Source organism: Pseudomonas sp. NUPR-002 (assembly GCF_056322725.1).
The window spans coordinates 4,343,928-4,362,902 of record NZ_CM150476.1 but is presented as its reverse complement, the minus strand read 5'-3'; the positions used below and the strand labels follow the sequence as shown (position 1 = coordinate 4,362,902).

General features: G+C 58.9%; 17 protein-coding genes and 1 pseudogene. 14 read left to right on the top strand and 4 right to left on the bottom strand.

Annotation, left to right across the window (positions count from 1 at the left end):
• Positions 1 to 32: 32 nt before the first annotated feature.
• The 6 genes from odhB (at position 33) to ACVWSC_RS19955 (ending at position 8,368) form a co-directional block, all read left to right on the top strand.
• Positions 33 to 1,253 (top strand): 2-oxoglutarate dehydrogenase complex dihydrolipoyllysine-residue succinyltransferase, encoded by a 1,221-nt coding sequence (odhB, locus tag ACVWSC_RS19980; protein ID WP_442108834.1) that lies wholly within the window; start codon positions 33 to 35, stop codon positions 1,251 to 1,253.
• Positions 1,254 to 1,347: 94 nt separating this feature from the next.
• Positions 1,348 to 2,784, top strand: a complete 1,437-nt coding sequence (gene lpdA / locus ACVWSC_RS19975) for a dihydrolipoyl dehydrogenase (protein WP_107025469.1) — start codon at positions 1,348 to 1,350, stop codon at positions 2,782 to 2,784.
• A gap of 175 nt (positions 2,785 to 2,959) precedes the next feature.
• On the top strand, positions 2,960 to 4,126 hold the full coding sequence (sucC, locus tag ACVWSC_RS19970) for an ADP-forming succinate--CoA ligase subunit beta (RefSeq protein WP_442108833.1): 1,167 nt from the start codon (positions 2,960 to 2,962) through the stop codon (positions 4,124 to 4,126).
• Entirely contained in the window at positions 4,126 to 5,010 is an 885-nt protein-coding gene (gene sucD, locus ACVWSC_RS19965; protein WP_038613108.1) for a succinate--CoA ligase subunit alpha, read from the top strand. The genes sucC and sucD overlap by 1 nt, the downstream gene beginning before the upstream one ends.
• Positions 5,011 to 5,395: 385 nt before the next feature.
• Positions 5,396 to 6,709, top strand: a complete 1,314-nt coding sequence (gene brnQ, locus ACVWSC_RS19960) for a branched-chain amino acid transport system II carrier protein (protein WP_442108832.1) — start codon at positions 5,396 to 5,398, stop codon at positions 6,707 to 6,709.
• Positions 6,710 to 7,624: 915 nt separating this feature from the next.
• Positions 7,625 to 8,368: a DUF599 domain-containing protein gene (locus ACVWSC_RS19955; RefSeq protein WP_442108831.1), complete on the top strand. Its 744-nt coding sequence runs from the start codon at positions 7,625 to 7,627 to the stop codon at positions 8,366 to 8,368.
• Positions 8,369 to 8,443: 75 nt separating this feature from the next.
• Here ACVWSC_RS19955 and ACVWSC_RS19950 read toward each other — a convergent pair whose 3' ends face one another.
• Positions 8,444 to 8,734, bottom strand: coding sequence for a hypothetical protein (locus ACVWSC_RS19950; protein WP_133217182.1), 291 nt, complete (start codon positions 8,732 to 8,734; stop codon positions 8,444 to 8,446).
• Positions 8,735 to 8,888: 154 nt separating this feature from the next.
• On the opposite strand from ACVWSC_RS19950, the gene ACVWSC_RS19945 reads away from it, so the two are divergent.
• The 4 genes from ACVWSC_RS19945 to ACVWSC_RS19930 all read left to right on the top strand — a co-directional run bounded on the left by ACVWSC_RS19945 (position 8,889) and on the right by ACVWSC_RS19930 (position 12,615).
• The gene (locus tag ACVWSC_RS19945) at positions 8,889 to 9,365 is read left to right on the top strand and encodes a PaaI family thioesterase (RefSeq protein WP_442108830.1); all 477 of its coding nucleotides are present in this window, start codon (positions 8,889 to 8,891) and stop codon (positions 9,363 to 9,365) included.
• The gene (locus ACVWSC_RS19940; RefSeq protein WP_442108829.1) at positions 9,362 to 9,823 is read left to right on the top strand and encodes a PaaI family thioesterase; all 462 of its coding nucleotides are present in this window, start codon (positions 9,362 to 9,364) and stop codon (positions 9,821 to 9,823) included. Before ACVWSC_RS19945 ends, ACVWSC_RS19940 begins: the two co-directional genes overlap by 4 nt.
• Before the next feature lie 105 nt (positions 9,824 to 9,928).
• Complete coding sequence (gene htpG / locus ACVWSC_RS19935) at positions 9,929 to 11,833, top strand: molecular chaperone HtpG (protein WP_442108828.1); 1,905 nt, start codon at positions 9,929 to 9,931, stop codon at positions 11,831 to 11,833.
• Between the two features lie 56 nt (positions 11,834 to 11,889).
• Positions 11,890 to 12,615 (top strand): dienelactone hydrolase family protein, encoded by a 726-nt coding sequence (locus tag ACVWSC_RS19930; RefSeq protein WP_442108827.1) that lies wholly within the window; start codon positions 11,890 to 11,892, stop codon positions 12,613 to 12,615.
• 73 nt (positions 12,616 to 12,688) lie between these two features.
• On the opposite strand, the gene ACVWSC_RS19925 is transcribed toward ACVWSC_RS19930, so the two are convergent.
• Entirely contained in the window at positions 12,689 to 13,549 is an 861-nt protein-coding gene (locus ACVWSC_RS19925) for a pirin family protein (RefSeq protein ID WP_442108826.1), read from the bottom strand.
• Positions 13,550 to 13,663: 114 nt separating this feature from the next.
• Here ACVWSC_RS19925 and ACVWSC_RS19920 point away from each other — a divergent pair, with 114 nt between their 5' ends.
• The 4 genes and pseudogenes from ACVWSC_RS19920 (at position 13,664) to ACVWSC_RS19905 (ending at position 16,982) form a co-directional block, all read left to right on the top strand.
• Positions 13,664 to 14,671: an amidohydrolase family protein gene (locus ACVWSC_RS19920; protein ID WP_442108825.1), complete on the top strand. Its 1,008-nt coding sequence runs from the start codon at positions 13,664 to 13,666 to the stop codon at positions 14,669 to 14,671.
• Positions 14,672 to 14,753: 82 nt separating this feature from the next.
• On the top strand, positions 14,754 to 15,218 hold the full coding sequence (locus ACVWSC_RS19915) for a DUF3859 domain-containing protein (protein WP_442108824.1): 465 nt from the start codon (positions 14,754 to 14,756) through the stop codon (positions 15,216 to 15,218).
• A gap of 138 nt (positions 15,219 to 15,356) precedes the next feature.
• A pseudogene (locus tag ACVWSC_RS19910) lies at positions 15,357 to 15,851 on the top strand (MCP four helix bundle domain-containing protein); the annotation flags it as partial.
• 54 nt (positions 15,852 to 15,905) lie between these two features.
• The gene (locus ACVWSC_RS19905; protein ID WP_442114339.1) at positions 15,906 to 16,982 is read left to right on the top strand and encodes a methyl-accepting chemotaxis protein; all 1,077 of its coding nucleotides are present in this window, start codon (positions 15,906 to 15,908) and stop codon (positions 16,980 to 16,982) included.
• Positions 16,983 to 17,114: 132 nt separating this feature from the next.
• Here ACVWSC_RS19905 and fabB read toward each other — a convergent pair whose 3' ends face one another.
• The gene (gene fabB, locus ACVWSC_RS19900) at positions 17,115 to 18,335 is read right to left on the bottom strand and encodes a beta-ketoacyl-ACP synthase I (RefSeq protein ID WP_442108823.1); all 1,221 of its coding nucleotides are present in this window, start codon (positions 18,333 to 18,335) and stop codon (positions 17,115 to 17,117) included.
• An 11-nt stretch (positions 18,336 to 18,346) separates the two neighbouring features.
• Positions 18,347 to 18,862: a 3-hydroxyacyl-[acyl-carrier-protein] dehydratase FabA gene (fabA, locus tag ACVWSC_RS19895; protein WP_442108822.1), complete on the bottom strand. Its 516-nt coding sequence runs from the start codon at positions 18,860 to 18,862 to the stop codon at positions 18,347 to 18,349.
• Positions 18,863 to 18,975 lie beyond the last annotated feature (113 nt).

Here is an 18,975-nt window from a genome sequence, read left to right as displayed (position 1 = left end):
CACTAGAAACCGAATTTAAGGAACCACTGATAATGGCTATCGAGATCAAAGCCCCTACTTTCCCGGAATCGGTTGCCGATGGCACCGTTGCCACCTGGCACAAGCAACCGGGCGAAGCCGTCAAGCGCGACGAGCTGATCGTCGACATCGAGACCGACAAAGTCGTTCTGGAAGTCCTGGCAACTGCTGACGGCGTACTGGGCGCTATCGTCAAGGGCGAGGGCGAAACCGTCCTGTCCGACGAAGTCCTGGGTTCGATCGAAGAAGGTGGCGTTGCTGCCGCTGCTCCTGCCGCTGCAGCAGCTGCTGCTCCGGCTGCCGCTGCTGCGCCTGCTGCTGGCGACGAAGACGCCATCGGCGCTCCGGCTGCTCGCAAGCTGGCTGAAGAGAACGGCATCGCGCTGAACAGCATCAAGGGCACCGGTAAAGACGGTCGCATCACCAAGGAAGACGTCGTCGCTGCCATCGAAGCGAAGAAATCCGCTCCGGCTGCTGCGCCTGCTGCCAAGCCTGCCGCTGCCGCTGCTGCACCGGTTGTCGCCACTGGCGATCGTACCGAGAAGCGCGTTCCGATGACCCGTGTACGTGCCACCGTGGCCAAGCGCCTGGTTGAAGCACAGTCGAACATGGCCATGCTGACCACCTTCAACGAAGTCGACATGACCGAAGTCATGGCCCTGCGTTCGAAGTACAAGGACCTGTTCGAGAAGACCCACAACGGCGTACGCCTGGGCTTCATGTCGTTCTTCGTCAAGGCCGCTACCGAAGCGCTGAAACGCTTCCCGGCTGTCAACGCCTCGATCGACGGCTCCGACATCGTCTACCACGGTTACGCGGACATCGGCGTTGCCGTTTCCAGCGACCGTGGCCTGGTGGTACCGGTTCTGCGTAACGCCGAGCTGATGAGCCTGGCTGAAATCGAGAACGGCATTGCTACCTTCGGCAAGAAGGCGCGTGACGGTAAACTGTCGATCGACGAAATGACCGGCGGTACCTTCACCATCACCAACGGTGGTACCTTCGGTTCGATGATGTCGACCCCGATCGTCAACCCGCCGCAGGCTGCTATCCTGGGCATGCACAACATCATCCAGCGTCCTATGGCCGTCAATGGTCAGGTCGTAATCCGTCCGATGATGTACCTGGCACTGTCCTACGATCACCGCCTGATCGACGGTAAAGAAGCCGTGACCTTCCTGGTGACCATCAAGAACCTGCTGGAAGATCCAGCTCGTCTGCTGCTGGACATCTAAAAAAACAGCTGCAAGTTGCAAGCGCCACGCTTCCCCTGGAAGCCGGTCGTCTTGCAGCTTGCAGCTTGTGGCTTGAAGCTAAAAGGAATCTTTTATGACCCAGAAATTCGACGTGGTAGTGATTGGCGCAGGTCCTGGCGGCTATGTAGCTGCTATCAAGGCTGCGCAGCTCGGTCTGAGCACTGCCTGTATCGAGAAGTACACTGACGGCGAAGGCAAACTGGCCCTCGGCGGTACCTGCCTGAACGTGGGTTGCATTCCATCCAAGGCGCTGCTGGACAGCTCCTGGAAGTACAAGGAAGCCAAAGAGAGCTTCAACGTCCACGGTATCTCCACCGGCGAAGTCAAAATGGACGTCGCTGCGATGGTTGGCCGCAAGGCTGGCATCGTCAAGAACCTGACCGGCGGTGTTGCCACCCTGTTCAAGGCCAACGGCGTTACTTCGATCCAGGGTCACGGCAAACTGCTGGCTGGCAAGAAAGTCGAAGTCACCAAGGCTGACGGCACCACCGAAATCATCGAAGCCGAAAACGTGATCCTGGCTTCCGGTTCGCGTCCGATCGACATTCCACCGGCTCCGGTCGATCAGAACGTCATCGTCGACTCCACTGGCGCCCTGGAATTCCAGGCTGTGCCTAAGCGTCTGGGCGTGATCGGTGCAGGTGTCATCGGTCTGGAACTGGGTTCGGTCTGGGCTCGCCTGGGTGCCGAAGTCACCGTTCTGGAAGCACTGGACACCTTCCTGATGGCTGCTGACACCGCCGTCTCCAAGGAAGCCCTGAAGACCCTGACCAAACAAGGTCTGGACATCAAGCTGGGCGCACGCGTCACCGGTTCCAAGGTCAACGGCGCTGAAGTCGAAGTGACCTACACCGATGCCAACGGCGAACAGAAAATCACCTTCGACAAGCTGATCGTTGCGGTCGGCCGTCGTCCAGTGACCACTGATCTGCTGGCTGCCGACAGCGGCGTGACCATCGACGAGCGTGGTTTCATCTTCGTTGATGATCACTGCGCGACCAGCGTACCGGGTGTTTACGCCATCGGTGACGTGGTTCGTGGCATGATGCTGGCGCACAAAGCCTCGGAAGAGGGCATCATGGTTGTCGAGCGCATCAAAGGCCACAAAGCCCAGATGAACTACGACCTGATCCCTTCGGTTATCTACACCCACCCGGAAATCGCATGGGTCGGTAAAACCGAACAAACCTTGAAGGCTGAAGGCGTTGAGGTTAACGTGGGCACCTTCCCGTTCGCGGCCAGCGGCCGTGCGATGGCTGCCAACGATACCGGTGGTTTCGTCAAGGTCATCGCCGATGCCAAGACCGACCGCGTTCTGGGTGTACACGTGATTGGCCCATCGGCTGCCGAACTGGTGCAGCAGGGTGCAATCGCAATGGAATTCGGCACCAGCGCTGAAGACCTGGGCATGATGGTTTTCTCCCATCCGACCCTGTCCGAAGCGCTGCATGAAGCCGCACTGGCAGTGAATGGCGGTGCCATTCACGTAGCCAACCGTAAGAAGCGTTAAACAATAAGAAACCACGGCGGGTGGCCCGTCGTGAGTCTTGCGTGCATGACTCACCGCGGAAAGTCCGCCGGACTCGAACTCCCGGAGCATACCGGGGGCATGTGGTCACAGGTGGCGCGGCACTCCAAAAGAGCGCAGCGCCGAAGCGCAGTACCTAACGAAGACGGTAAAAAGCATGAATCTTCACGAGTATCAGGGTAAGCAGCTGTTCGCTGAATACGGCCTGCCAGTTTCCAAGGGTTTCGCAGTCGATACCCCTGAGCAAGCTGCAGAAGCCTGCGAAAAGATCGGCGGTTCGGAGTGGGTTGTTAAAGCCCAGGTCCACGCTGGTGGTCGCGGTAAAGCGGGCGGCGTCAAGCTGGTTCGCAGCAAAGAAGACGCCAAGGCGTTCGCTGCGCAATGGTTGGGCAAGCGTCTGGTGACCTACCAGACTGACGCCAACGGTCAGCCAGTGACCAAGATCCTGGTCGAATCCTGCACTGACATCGCCAAAGAGCTGTATCTGGGCGCTGTAGTCGACCGTTCGAGCCGTCGTATCGTGTTCATGGCTTCCACCGAAGGTGGCGTGGACATCGAGAAAGTCGCTCACGAAACTCCTGAGAAGATCATCAAGGCTACTATCGATCCGCTGGTTGGCGCTCAGCCATTCCAAGGTCGTGAACTGGCGTTCCAGCTGGGTCTGGAAGGCAAGCAAGTTGCACAGTTCGCCAAGATTTTCGTCGGCCTGGCCAAGCTGTTCAAAGAACACGACCTGGCCCTGCTGGAAGTCAACCCGTTGGTCATCAAGGCCGACGGCGACCTGCACTGCCTCGATGCCAAGATCAACATCGACGCTAACGCCATGTACCGTCAGCCTAAGCTGAAAACCTTCCACGACCCGTCGCAAGACGATCCTCGTGAAGCCCACGCTGCCAGCTTCGAGCTGAACTACGTGGCCCTGGAAGGCAACATCGGCTGCATGGTCAACGGTGCTGGCCTGGCCATGGGTACCATGGACATCGTCAACCTGCACGGCGGCAAGCCAGCCAACTTCCTCGACGTAGGTGGTGGTGCTACCAAAGAGCGCGTGACCGAAGCCTTCAAGATCATTCTGTCCGACAGCAATGTCGCGGCCGTTCTGGTCAACATCTTCGGCGGCATCGTTCGCTGCGACATGATTGCCGAAGGCATCATCGGTGCAGTGAAAGAAGTGGGTGTTAAAGTTCCGGTTGTCGTCCGTCTGGAAGGCAACAACGCTGAACTGGGCGCTAAAGTACTGGCAGAAAGCGGTTTGAACATCATTGCGGCCACCAGCCTGACCGACGCTGCTCAACAAGTTGTAAAAGCTGCGGAGGGCAAGTAATGAGCGTCCTGATCAATAAAGACACCAAAGTTATCTGCCAGGGCTTCACCGGCTCGCAAGGTACTTTCCACTCCGAACAAGCCATCGCCTACGGCACCAAGATGGTTGGCGGCGTGACTCCGGGCAAGGGCGGCACCACTCACCTGGGCCTGCCAGTGTTCAACACCGTTAAAGAAGCCGTTGCGGCTACCGGTGCTGACGCTTCGGTTATCTACGTTCCAGCTCCTTTCTGCAAAGACTCGATCCTGGAAGCGGCTTTCGGCGGCATCAAGCTGATCGTCTGCATCACCGAAGGCATTCCTACCCTGGACATGCTGGATGCCAAGGTCAAGTGCGACGAGCTGGGTGTTACCCTGATCGGCCCTAACTGCCCAGGCGTCATCACTCCGGGCGAGTGCAAGATCGGCATCATGCCAGGTCACATCCACTTGCCAGGCAAGGTCGGTATCGTTTCGCGTTCCGGCACCCTGACCTATGAAGCCGTCAAGCAGACCACTGACGCCGGTTTCGGTCAGTCCACCTGCGTTGGTATCGGTGGTGACCCGATCCCAGGTTCGAACTTCATCGACATCCTGAAGCTGTTCCAGGAAGACCCGAAGACCGAAGCGATCGTTATGATCGGTGAGATCGGCGGTTCGGCTGAAGAAGAAGCGGCTGCTTACATCAAGGCTAACGTGACCAAGCCTGTGGTTTCCTACATCGCTGGTGTTACCGCTCCTGCGGGCAAGCGTATGGGCCACGCTGGCGCCATCATCTCCGGCGGCAAAGGCACTGCAGACGAGAAATTCGCTGCCCTGCAAGACGCCGGTGTGAAAACCGTCCGTTCGCTGGCAGACATCGGCAAGGCCCTGGCCGAGCTGACTGGCTGGGAAGTGAAGAAGTAATCACTGCCCAGTGAACAAAAAGGCCACCTTCGGGTGGCCTTTTTGTTTGCGTTTTTGGTAGGAGCGGGCTTGCCCCGCGATGCGATGTGACTGACAGATCGCTATCGCGGGGCAAGCCCGCTCCTACACTAATAGCTGGTTGCACTAAGTGACACCTGTTTTGCTGTCACTCAGGCGACAAACAGATGCGTTCATCGGACAGCGCTCTAGGTGGCGGTGCGCTATCGGTACAACTTGGTTACACTGTCCTCACTTTCGTGTCGGTACCCCAAAAGGGTACGGGCATGCTTTAAAGGGCTTGTCTCATCCGGACGGGCTACATTTTCCCTCACCCAAGGGGAAATCCCTCTCTAAATCCCGATTTCAGAAGTGTGGTATTTCCTTAATGAAAGTGTTGAAAGGCCAGGACATCCTGGCGCTTGGTTTTATGACGTTCGCGTTGTTCGTCGGTGCGGGCAATATCATCTTCCCGCCGATCGTCGGCCTGCAGTCGGGTCCGCATGTGTGGATGGCGGCATTGGGCTTCCTGATCACTGCAGTCGGCTTGCCCGTCATCACCGTTGTTGCCCTGGCTAAAGTGGGCGGCGGTATGGACGCGTTGAGCAGCCCGATCGGTAAGGTCGCTGGCGGCTTGCTGGCGGCAGTGTGCTACCTGTCGGTAGGCCCGCTGTTTGCCACCCCGCGTACTGCAACGGTGTCCTTCGAAGTGGGCGTCGCGCCACTGACCGGTGAGAGTCCGACGGCACTGTTCATTTACAGCCTGCTGTACTTCCTGCTGGTGCTGGCGGTGTCGATGTATCCCGGCAAGTTGCTCGATACCGTCGGGCGCTTTCTGGCACCACTGAAGATCATCGCGCTGGCTGCGCTGGGCATTGCTGCCTTCATGTTGCCAGCAGGCACCAGCGGTGACGCTTTGCCTGCGTATGAAGCGTCGGCGTTTTCCCAGGGCTTTATCAATGGCTATCTGACCATGGATACCCTCGGCGCGCTGGTGTTCGGTATTGTCATCGTCAACGCCATTCGCTCCCGTGGCGTCGAGTCGCCGCGGTTGATCACCCGCTACGCGATCATCGCTGGCCTGATCGCCGGTGTCGGTCTGGCGCTGGTGTACATCAGCCTGTTCCGTCTGGGTGCCAGCAGCCATGAAATTGCCCAAGGCGCGACCAACGGTGCAGCGGTTCTGCATGCCTATGTTCAGCATACCTTCGGTTCGCTGGGCAGCGGTTTCCTGGCGGTACTGATTGCCTTGGCGTGCCTGGTCACTGCAGTGGGCCTGACGTGTGCGTGCGCTGAGTACTTCAGCCAGGTGCTGCCGTTGTCTTACCGTACCTTGGTGCTGATCTTGTGCGCCTTCTCGCTGCTGATCTCCAACTTGGGCCTGACCAAGCTGATCGCGTTCTCGATTCCGGTACTGACCGCGATTTACCCGCCATGCATCGTGGTGGTGGGCTTGAGCTTCTGCAAAGGCTTGTGGAACTCCCAGGCTCGTATTCTCGGGCCGGTGATGGCGGTGTCGTTGCTGTTCGGTATGGTTGATGCCATTAAAGGCACCAGCCTGGCCTCGCATCTGCCAGAAGCCCTGGGTCATCTTCCATTGAGCGAGCAAGGCCTTGCGTGGCTCGTGCCTTCGGTAATCACCCTGGCCGGCGCAGTGGTCTGTGACCGTATGCTGGGCAAGCCGCGCGAAGCGCTGGCCTGAGAATCAGCCTCACGCCTGACGTCGGCCACAAGCCATAGTGCAGAGGGCAGGGCAGATTCCAAACCCCGTATCCGTAAGGATGCGGGGTTTTTTTTAGGTTCTTCACGGATTGTCGGGGAAGGGTTGGCTTTGGCTTCGAGGGCTGTGGGCTTATCCAATTGCTGTGGTGGCACCACTGGCCCCTTTCGCCTTTACGACGGCTTACTTTTCTGCTTGGGAAAAGTAAGCAAAACCGCTGGCTCCTGCATCCGGCCCTGCCGGTGGGAGCGGGCTTGCCCCGCGATTTGTTTTCTCGCGCCAGATCGCGGGGCAAGCCCGCTCCCACCTGGCCCTCCAGTCACCTACACTCGGCCTCCTGAAGTCGCTAAGTTACGGGCGGCGCCCGGGCTGGCGTTAGCTTCGCTAGTGGCGGTTTGGATGATCTGTACGCTTGTGGCTTGTGGCTTTGCGTACGCGTTGGTTCAGGCGCCGCGGTCTGCGACTTCAGAAGGCTGAGTGGAGGTATTGCGCAGTGAGGTGACGGGCAGGAGCCCGTCAAGCGCTTCGGGCCATGGATGGCCCGTTAGCGTGGTCCTCGCGGGAGCAATGCCGGAGCGAAGGAACCCGGAGCGCAGCGTAGGGCCGGATGCAGGAGCGAGCGGTTTGCCTACTTTTCCAAGAAAAAGTAGGCCGCCGTAAGGGCGGAAGGGGCCAGTAGTGCCACCACAGCTATTGGATAAGCTCGCAGGCCCCAACGCCAACGCCAATCCTGCCCCGGAAATCCGTGAAGAACCTTTTTTTATGCTTGCCATAGGCTTTTTCCCGCTCCTACCCTGCTGCAAGCCAATCCTTTAAGACGTGTCTTTTTTTGTGGTTAAGCGTCGAAAGCGGGTCAATGCGCGTTAATGTGCATGCAACTCTTTACCGGGACCTCTGATGAGCTTCATTCAAAACAACCTGATTCACTTGCTGGCGGCCGTTTGGTTTGTGGTCTGCTGGGGCGGATACACCCGCTATGCCACCTGGAAGGGGCGAGACACCGCGTGCCTGGCCAGTGTGCTGCACTTGTACCGCGAAGACTGGATGCGCCGCATGCTGATGCGCGACAACCGCATTGCCGACGCCAGTGTAATTGCCAATCTTGAGCGCAACGCTTCTTTCTTTGCCTCCAGTACCCTGATTATTCTGGCCGGTATTCTGACCGTGCTCGGCGCCTCTGATCGTGCGGTGTCGCTACTGGCTGATCTGCCATTGGTGCAGCAGGCCACTCAGGGTATGTCGGAAATCAAACTGCTGTGCCTGGCCACAGTATTTGTCTATGCCTTCTTTACCTTCAGCTGGTGTATGCGCCAATACAACTTTGCGGCCGTGCTGGTGGGCTCGGCGCCAATGGTCGGTGAGCGCTATGTCAGTGAGTTAGAGCGTAAGGCGTTTGCCCAGCGAGCAGCGCGGGTTGTGTCGATGGCGGCCAACCAGTTCAACTTCGGCCTGCGCTCCTATTACTTCGGCATGGCCATGCTCAGTTGGTTTATCAGCCCTTGGCTGTTCATGCTGATGAGTGCGGGGGTTGTTTTAGTGCTGTATCGGCGCGAGTTCCATTCCGATGTGCTGGATGTATTGGTGTATACCCCGACCGAGGTGCCAGCGGCGGAGCCGAATAAAGACGCCGCAATTAACTGAATCGTTAAAGCGCTAGAAGTGCAGGCATAAAAAAACCCGACAGATGTCGGGTTTTTTTTATTCCACTGTGCGTGCTTATTTAGCAGGCTCAGCAGGAGTTGCTTCGGCTGGAGCAGCTGGAGCAGCAGGAGCGGCTTCTTTGGCGGCTTCTTCAGCGGCCTTTTGTTGCGCTTCAGCACTGTCTTTGGCAGCTTCGGCGTTTTCTTTTGCAGCTTCGTTCACTTTATCCTGAGCTTCGTCCATCTTCTGCTGGGCGTTTTCGGTGTGTTGCGCAGCATCCTGAGCCTTGTCTTCGCTGGCTTTATCGCAAGCAGCGAGACCCAGGGCGGCGGCCAGCATTACGGCAAAAGCAAAAGGTTTACGCATGGGTGTATCTCCTTGGGGAATAAGTTACTTGTTCCTTTGAGCTCAAGTAACGGACAGAAGTTCCATGTACTTTACAGATATATAAGTGCCGGATCTATATAGACTTTTCTCTAGGCATGTGCATCGACTTAATAACCACAGGGGCCTTAGTGATATGAAAAATACGCCATTGAAGGCCATGGCCGAGCGATTTCTTTCTGCGCTGCCGCATTGCCAAGTACTGCAGATGCGCGTGGAGCATGCAGATGCCGAGGGGATGACCCTGGTGTTGCCTTATTCGCCCAAGATCGTCGGCAACCCGCAAACCGGGGCGATTCACGGTGGTGCGTTGACCACGCTGATGGACACCACCTGCGGCATGGCCACGTTGTGCGCGCTGGCTGAATTCGAAGTTTGCCCGACGTTGGACCTGCGCATCGACTACATGCACCCGGCCAAAGCCGGGCAGGATATCTATGGTCGAGCCGAGTGTTATCGGGTGACCCGGGATGTCATCTTCACCCGCGGCATGGCCTATCAGGACGACCCCGAGCAGCCGATTGCGCACGTAGTCGGTACGTTCATGCGCTTGGGCAAGGGCATCAAGGGCGGTGTGAGTTTTGGCAATGCGTTGAAGGAGCGTGGGCAATGATCCCGCCAGAGGTACACCAGCAATTACGCCTGGCCCACGCAGAAGGTAACTACCAGCCGCTGTTAGCGCTGATTCCTTACGCGGGGTTGATCGGCATCCAGTGCAGTCGCGACGGCGAGGATCTGCTGTTCTGTTTACCTGTCAATCGCGACAACATCGGCAATCCGTTACTGCCGGCGATCCATGGCGGCGTGATCGCCGGGTTCATGGAGCTCTCGGCAGCCCTGTACCTGATGATTTTCAGTGAGAGTGCAACGGTCCCTAAAATCATTGATTTTTCCATCGACTACCTGCGTGCCGGGCAATTTCGCGACACCTATGCCCGTTGCCAGCTGTGGCGCCAGGGGCGGCGGGTGACCAACATGGCCATCACCGCGTGGCAGGGCAATGAGGGCGAGGCCATTGCCACTGCCCGGGCGCATTTCAAAATCGAAGAAATCAAGCTGCCCTTGAAATAGCCTGTCGCGCCCCCATCTGCATTGCATCCCGCCGTAAAAGCAGGCTTGGGCCTTTGTGCTCGCCTGCCGAGCGACTACTGTCATCAGATTGGAGTGTTGAAGACCATGAGTGTGGAAACTCAAAAAGAAACCCTGGGCTTCCAGACCGAGGTAAAGCAGCTGCTGCACCTCATGATCCATTCCCTGTATTCGAACAAGGAAATCTTCCTGCGTGAATTGATTTCCAACGCCTCCGATGCCGTCGACAAGCTGCGCTTCGAAGCACTGGCCAAGCCTGAGCTGCTCGAAGGCGGGGCCGAGCTGAAAATTCGCGTCAGCTTCGACAAGGACGCTAACACCGTCACCCTCGAAGACAACGGTATCGGCATGAGCCGCGAGGACGTGATTACCCACCTGGGTACCATCGCCAAGTCGGGCACTGCCGACTTCATGAAGAACCTCACCGGTGACCAGAAAAAAGACTCGCACCTGATCGGGCAGTTCGGTGTGGGCTTCTACTCGGCGTTCATCGTTGCCGACAAGGTTGACGTGTTCAGCCGCCGTGCCGGTGCGCCAATCACTGAAGGCGTGCACTGGTCGTCCAGGGGCGAAGGCGATTTTGAAGTCGCCACCCTGGAAAAAGCCGAGCGCGGTACCCGCATTGTTCTGCACCTGAAGAAGGGTGAAGAAGAGTTCGCTGACGGCTGGCGGCTGCGCAACATCATCAAGAAATACTCCGACCACATCGCCCTGCCGATCGAACTGCCAAAGCAGGCCGAAGCGGCTGAAGGCGAAGACAAGCCGGCCGAAGAGTGGGAAACCGTCAACCGCGCCAGTGCCCTGTGGACCCGTCCGCGTACCGAGATCAAGGACGAGGAATACCAGGAGTTCTACAAGCACATCGGTCACGATTTCGAGAACCCGCTGGCCTGGAGCCACAACAAGGTTGAAGGCAAACTCGAATACAACTCGCTGCTGTATGTACCGGCACGCGCGCCATTTGACCTGTACCAGCGTGAAGCACCGCGCGGTCTGAAACTCTACGTTCAGCGTGTGTTCGTCATGGACCAGGCCGAGTCGTTCCTGCCGCTGTACCTGCGCTTTATCAAAGGCGTGGTCGATTCCAACGACCTGTCGCTGAACGTGTCGCGGGAAATCCTGCAGAAAGACCCGATCATCGACTCGATGAAGTCGGCGCTGACCAAACGCGTACTGGACATGCTGGAGAAGCTGGCGAAGAACGAGCCTGAGCAGTACAAGGGCTTCTGGAAGAACTTCGGTCAGGTGATGAAAGAAGGCCCGGCAGAAGACTTCGCCAACAAGGAAAAAATCGCCGGTTTGCTGCGTTTTGCCTCTACCAGCGATGAAAGCGGTGAGCAGAGCGTGTCGCTGGCGGATTACCTGGCGCGCGCCAAGGAAGGTCAGGACAAGATCTACTTCCTCACTGGCGAATCCTACGCGCAGGTCAAAAACAGCCCGCACCTGGAAGTCTTCCGCAAGAAAGGCATCGAAGTGCTGCTGCTGACCGATCGCATCGACGAGTGGCTGATGAGCTACCTGAGCGAATTCGACGGCAAGAACTTTGTCGACGTTGCTCGCGGTGACCTGGACCTGGGCAAGCTGGACTCCGAAGAGGACAAAAAAGCCCAGGAAGAAGTCGCCAAGGAAAAAGAAGGCCTGGTAGAGCGTCTCAAAGCCGCGCTGGGTGAAAGCGTCAGCGAAGTGCGTGTATCGCACCGTCTGACTGATTCGCCAGCGATTCTGGCGATTGGTGAACAGGATCTCGGCCTGCAGATGCGCCAGATCCTTGAAGCCAGCGGGCAGAAGGTGCCGGACTCCAAGCCGATCTTCGAATTCAACCCAGCCCACCCGCTGATCGAGAAGCTGGATAACGAGCAGAGCGAAGACCGTTTCGCCGACTTCTCGCACATCCTGTTCGATCAAGCCGCACTGGCGGCGGGCGACAGCTTGAAAGACCCGGCGGCTTACGTTCGTCGACTGAACAAGCTGCTGGTCGAATTATCGGCTTAAGTAGTTGCAGGAAAGCCCGCTTCGGCGGGCTTTTTTCATGGTGCAAGGAGAAGTGCATGAGCAAGGTAACCGTCGAATCGCTGGTCTATCATGTTGCCGGCAAAGCCTATGAGAGCCGTTTGTTCTATGCCCAGGGTGCCAGGGAGCAGCCGGGGCTGTTGATGGCACCGAACTGGATGGGGGTGGGTGAAGGCGCCGAGCGCATCGCCCGTGACGTCGCCGCGCAAGGCTACGTCGTGTTGCTGGCGGATATCTACGGGCAGACCCTGCGCCCCTCGAACATGGATGAAGCGGGCGCTGCAATGACGCCGCTCAAAGACGACCGGGTCGAGCTGCGCAAGCGCATGAAGGCTGCGCTTGACCAGTTGCTTGGGCAATCCAGGGCCGTGCTGCAACCTGGAAAACTGGCGACCTTCGGCTTCTGCTTTGGCGGTTGCTGTGCGCTGGAGCTGGCCCGTGAAGACAGTCGGCTACAGGCCGCGGTGTCGTTCCATGGCACCCTCGACACGCCACTGCCGGCTCAGGAAGGCAAGGTCAAGGCATCGATGCTGGTGTTGCATGGCGCGGCCGATCCGTTTGTACCTGCTGAGCAACTGCCAGCGTTCGCGGCGGAAATGGATGCGGCCAAGGTTGACTGGCAAGTGGTCAGCTATGGCGGTGCGGTGCACTCGTTCACCGATACGGCGGCGAATATCCCCGGCAAGATGAAGTACGACGCGCGGACCTCCAAACGGGCGTTCCAGGCGATGTTCAATTTGCTGGATGAAGTGTTCAAAGCCTGAGAAATCGCGGGGCAAGCCCGCTCCCACAGAGTTTGTAGTTCCAAGTGGGAGCGGGCTTGCCCCGCGATCATATTCAAGGCAACTCGATCCGCTCGCTTTCCCCTGGCACGGTCGGCCAATCACCTGCCGCCCAGCGCGCCCGGGCCTGATCGATCAGCGCCGGATCGCTGGCGACGAAGTTCCAGTTCATTCGCCGTGGCCCATCCAGCGGCGCGCCACCGAACAGCACCAGCTGGCTCTCGCTGTCGGCGTACAGGCTCATCTGCTCACCAACCGGCAGTACCACCAGGCTATGGGGCGCTACGCTTTCGCCATCCAGGCTGACTTCACCGCTCAGCACATACAGCGCACGCTCTTGATGCTCGTCAGGAATGCTCAGGGTCGTGGCAGCCTGCAGCTGTACCAGGGCATAGAGGGTGGGTGACAGCACCGGTACCGGCGACTGCAGGCAGAAGCCATTACCGGCAATCAGGCGAATCTGCACCCCAAGGTTATCGCTGACCGGCAGGGTTGCAGCGGGGTGATGGCTGTAATGGCCTGGGCCCTGTTCTTTGTCTTTCGGTGACGCCAGCCAGATCTGCAGGCCGTGCACGCGCGAGCCGCTGGCCAGCAGGTCGGCCGGTGTACGCTCGACATGGGCAACAGCGCTACCGGCGGTCATCCAGCTGACGTCGCCGGCCTGGACGCGTTGATCGGAGCCGAGGCTGTCCTTGTGCAGCAGTTCGCCTTCAAACAGGTAGGTGAGGGTGGACAGGCCGATGTGTGGGTGCTGGCGGATATTGATGCCCTTGCCAGCGGCATACTCGGTTTCGAGCATGTGATCGAAGAACACGAAGGGTCCGACGCTGCGACACTGCGCAGAGGGCAGCGGGCGCAAGATCGGTTGACCTTCCACGGTTTCGGCGCGAGGGCGGATGACCAAAGGGCTGCTCACGGTGGGCTCCAGTCCGGGGATGATGACCCTGAGCATAACCTGTTACAGGTGGCAGCTGAACTGCAGCGCGGCCCGGCCGGTCTACCCTGTCTGAATCGTCAACAGGAGTGCGCAATGTTTGTCAGGCAGTTGGGCTGGATCGTATTGATGGGGCTGACGCTGCAAAGCGTACAGGCGCGTGAGTACCGCTACAGCGACGCGCACCTGCACTACGTCGACTTCTTTCAGGAAACCGAAGGAATGGAGGCGTTGCTCAAGGCGATGGACAAGGCGCGCATCGACCAGTCGATGATCTCCGGGGTGGCGGTAGCGAAAAAATGGCATGAAGACGAACCCAAGCGCCCACGCTACTATGCCGGTGACGATGCCGATGCCTATTGGTATAGCGCGACGGACATCTACGTTGCGGCGGCGCTGGAGAAACTGCCGCCTCAACAGCGCCAGCGCTTTCATCCCTTTCTGACCGGTTTCAACCCGGTAGACAAGAATGCCGTGGCCCACATCGAGCGCATGCTCGAGCTGTATCCGGGACTTTGGCAGGGGATTGGCGAAGTCTTCACCCGGCATGACGACCTCACCGCGCTTACCAGTGGCGATACGCCGCGGGCCAACAACGAAGCCATGACCCGCATCTACCACTTGGCGGCCGAGCAGGATCTACCGGTATTGATTCACTCCAACATCACCTCCAAGCGTGAGCGAAACCCGCTGTACCTGGCCGAAATCGAAGAGCCACTGCGCAATCACCCGCACACCCGCTTTATCTGGGCTCATGCCGGCACCAGCATGGAAATCCACCGCCATCAGACGCAGATGGATTTCCTCCTGCCGACGCTGACACGCCTGCTGGACAGCTACCCCAACCTGTATGTCGATCTGTCCTGGAGCGTTTTGCAGCCTTACTTGCTGGATGAGCAGGGCAAGCCCAGGGAGGCATGGGTGGCGCTGGTCAAACGCTTCCCGGAGCGCTTCATGCTCGGTTCTGATGTAGTGGGGCGCTTCGACACGGTCGGCGAGCAGTTGCACAGCTTCGATCCGTTCCTCGATGCCTTGCCCGCCGATGTCGCGCAGAAGGTGGCTCAAGACAACTTTCTGGCCGTACTGCCGAAAAAACGTCCGTGACCTGAGGGTAAACACTGCAGCTGTCATCAGTCTGTCATGCCAGCGTCATAGCCTGCCGCCATCAATCCTGATGGAGCGCGTCATGTTTTTCAGTCGTTGCAGTGCAGTGTGCGGCTTGTTGCTGGTCAGTGGCCTGGCCAGTGCCGAGGTCCGGGTCGAGGGCGCGGTAGAGTACGGCCTGTTCGAAACCCGCCACCAGAACTTTCAGCCTGGCGAACGGGTGCTGACCCAGAGCAACCAGACAATCCAGCACACCGACCAGATTCCGGCGCGCCTGGGCAGTAAGTTCGGCATGCGTTATCGCCTGGAAGGCAAAGTCGCGGACGACACGCCGCTGACCTTGCTGTACCTCACTCCAGGCGTACGCACGCCTGACGGCAAGCGCCATGACAAGTTCGAAGTGGTACAGAAACTGGTGCCGGGTGCGGCCCAGGACGTCATGGCCTACGAATTCACTGAAAACCACGAAGTGGTGCCGGGGCAATGGCATTTCATGGTCTTCCAGGGCGATCGTTTGCTAGCCGAGCAGCGCTTTACCGTGCGCTGAGGTGTTGCGCGCCTGTACTCGCGATGAGCAGGCGTATTGATATCATGTTTTCGTCTAAGGCAATTTTTCCAAAGGCCGATATCGTCTAGAGCAAGGACGGTTGCACAGCGTGGCTGCGCTTTTGGAAGGAGCCGAAAGATGAACTTGAGACGCATGAATATCGCCCCGCGGGCGAGTTTGGGCTTTGGTTTGGTGGCGTTGCTGGTGTGTGCGCTGGGCGTTTTTGCGCTGATGCAGATGGCCAGCATGCGCCAGCAGTCCGAACAGGTGGACAACAACTGGTTGCCTAGCGTCATCGTGGTTGGGCAAATGACGCAAGACACCTTGCGCATTCGCGCGCTGACCCTGCGTTTGCTGATCAATCGCGACCCGCAGTCGCTGCAACAGAACAAGGCGCGTATTGAGGAACTCAAAGCGGGCCTGAGTAAGGCGCAGCAGCAGTACCAGGTATTGATTGTGTTGCCTGAGGAGCAAGCCCTGTTCGACCGTTTCTTGCAGCTTGAGCGGCAATACCTGGCGCTGCAGGCTCAGGTCACAGAGCACTCGGGTCAAGGTCAGGTCGAAGCCGCGGTGGCGTTGGTCAATGGCGAAATGAATCAATTGGCCGATCAGTTGACCGCCACCCTCAATGAACTGATTGCACTGAATAATCAGCACGCCAATATCGCGACCGATCAGGCTGCAGCGGTGTACGTCAACGCGCGGGTCTGGGTGATTGCACTGTCGCTTGGCGCGCTGGTGGTAACTGTGATTCTGGCGTTGGCGCTGACCCGCAGTATCGTCCAACCGCTGGCCCAGTCACTGCAGGTGGCCGAGGTGGTGGCTACTGGCGATCTGACCCCGCAAATTGCCGTCCATGGCACGGACGAGCCGGCGCGACTGCTGGCGGCGCTCAAACAAATGCAGCACAGCCTGCGCGACACCATTGGGCGGATTTCCGATTCGTCCAATCAGTTGGCGTCGGCGTCCGAAGAGCTTAGCGCGGTGACCGAAGACGCGACCCGAGGCCTGATGCAGCAGAATCAGGAAATCGAGCAAGCGGCGACCGCAGTCAATCAGATGACCACGGCAGTGGAGGAGGTGGCGAGCAACGCGGTGGCCACCTCTGAGGCGTCCCGTGAGTCGGACCGGATTGCCCGCCAGGGACGTGAACAAGTGCGCTTGACCGTCGCCTCGATCGAATCGCTGGCGGCCGGGGTGACCTCCAATGCCGAGGAGGTGGGGCAGTTGGCGCACCAGGTTCACGGCATCACCAAGGTGCTGGATGTGATTGGTGCGATTGCCGAGCAAACCAACTTGTTGGCCCTCAATGCTGCGATCGAAGCTGCCCGTGCCGGTGATGCCGGGCGTGGTTTTGCCGTGGTGGCCGACGAGGTGCGGGCGTTGGCGCATCGTACCCAGCAGTCGACCCGGGAAATCGAGCAGATGATCAGTGGGATCCAGCAGGGCACAGATCGTGCCGTCGAAGGCATGCAGCAAAGCAATGAGCGCGCACGTATCACCCTGGACGGTGCGCATGCCGCCGGGGCGGCCCTGGAGGAGATTGCCGCAGCGATCAGCCTGATCAATGAGCGTAACCTGGTGATCGCCAGTGCTTCAGAGCAGCAGGCGCAGGTGGCACGTGAAGTGGATCGCAACCTGACCAATATTCGCGACCTGGCGTTGCAGACCTCGGCGGGGGCCAATCAGACTAACGCGGCGAGTCAGGCGCTGTCGCAGTTGGCCATCGAGCTCAATGGCCTGGTAGGACGCTTTTCGGTGTAGCCGGTAGGAGCGGGCTTGCCCCGCGATGCGATGTGGCTGACACACCGCTATCGCGGGGCAAGCCCGCTCCTACCGGCTAGAAACAAAAACGCCCCGACGAGTCGGGGCGTTTTTGATTAAGGGGGTTAGCCCTTATTTGCCTTCCCAGCGCTTGAGCACCAGGGTGGCGTTGGTGCCACCGAAGCCGAAGCTGTTGCTCATGACGGTGTCGATCTTGGCGTTTTCCTGGGTTTTGGTCAGGATCGGCAGATCGGCCACTTCAGGGTCCAGCTCGTCGATGTTGGCGGAACCGGCAATGAAGTTGCCTTCCATCATCAGCAGGCAGTAGATCGCTTCGTGAACACCAGCGGCGCCCAGGGAGTGACCGGACAGGCTCTTGGTCGAGCTGATGGCCGGCGCCTTGCCAGCGAACACTTCACGAACGCCCTTGATTTCAGCAACGTCACCGACCGGAGTCGAAGTGCCGTGGGTGTTCAGGTAGTCGATCGGGGTGTCGACAGTCGACATGGCCATCTGCATGCAACGGATAGCGCCTTCGCCGCTCGGGGCGACCATGTCGTAGCCGTCGGAGGTAGCGCCGTAGCCAACGATTTCAGCGTAGATTTTCGCGCCACGGGCCAGCGCGTGCTCCAGCTCCTCGACAACGACCATGCCACCACCACCGGCAATGACGAAACCATCACGGTCAGCGTCGTAGGCACGGGAGGCTTTTTCCGGGGTGTCGTTACGCTTGCTGGACAGTGCGCCCATGGCGTCGAACAGGAACGATTGGCTCCAATGTTCTTCTTCACCGCCACCGGCAAACACGATGTCCTGTTTGCCCATCTGGATCTGCTCCATGGCGGTACCGATGCAGTGAGCACTGGTAGCGCACGCCGAAGCGATGGAGTAGTTCAGGCCCTTGATCTTGAACGGGGTGGCCAGGCACGCCGACACGGTGCTGCTCATGGTGCGGGTGACGCGGTACGGGCCAACACGCTTGACGCCTTTTTCGCGCAGGATATCCAGCGCTTCCATCTGGTTCAGGGTCGATGCGCCGCCGCTGCCGGCGATCAGGCCGGTACGTGGGTTGGACACCTGTTCTTCGGTCAGGCCCGAGTCCTTGATCGCGTCGGCCATGGCCAGGTAGGCGTAGGCGGCGGCGTGACCGACAAAACGGAACACCTTACGGTCAATCAGTTCTTCAAGGTTGAGGTCAATGGAGCCGGAAACCTGGCTACGCAGACCCATTTCGGCATATTCCGGGTTGAAACGGATGCCAGGGCGGCTTGCACGCAGGTTGGCGGAGACGGTCTCTTTGTCATTGCCCAGGCACGAAACAATGCCCAGACCAGTGATAACGACGCGGCGCATGCGGATAACCCTTAGAAGTTGTCAGTGGAGGTAAAGACGCCGACCCGAAGGCCTTCGGCGGTGTAGATCTCGCGACCGTCGACACTGACCGAGCCATCGGCGATGGCCATGTTCAGCTTGCCCTTCAGGACGCGCTTGATGTGAATGTTGTACGTAACTTTTTTGGCGCTAGGCAGTACCTGGCCAAAAAATTTGACTTCGCCGGAGCCCAGGGCGCGACCGCGACCTGGCAAGCCTTGCCAGCCCAGGAAGAAGCCGACCAGCTGCCACATGGCGTCAAGGCCCAGGCAGCCTGGCATCACCGGATCACCTTCGAAGTGGCAGGCGAAGAACCACAGGTCCGGGGTGATATCCAGCTCGGCGACCAATTCACCTTTGCCGTACTTGCCACCCTCGTCGCTGATATGGGTGATGCGATCCACCATCAGCATGTTCGGGGCGGGCAGTTGCGCGTTACCTGGGCCGAACAGCTCACCGCGACTGCAGCGCAGCAGGTCTTCCCGAGTAAAGGCGTTTTGTTTGGTCATGCGAGCTCCTCAATAATCCCCGTGTGGCAGGGGGGCAAATCTTCCCGGCCGACCCAAAACGCTTGTGTTTGGGGCGGTAGCCTACACATAGACTATTGCGTTGTAGTGAAAGT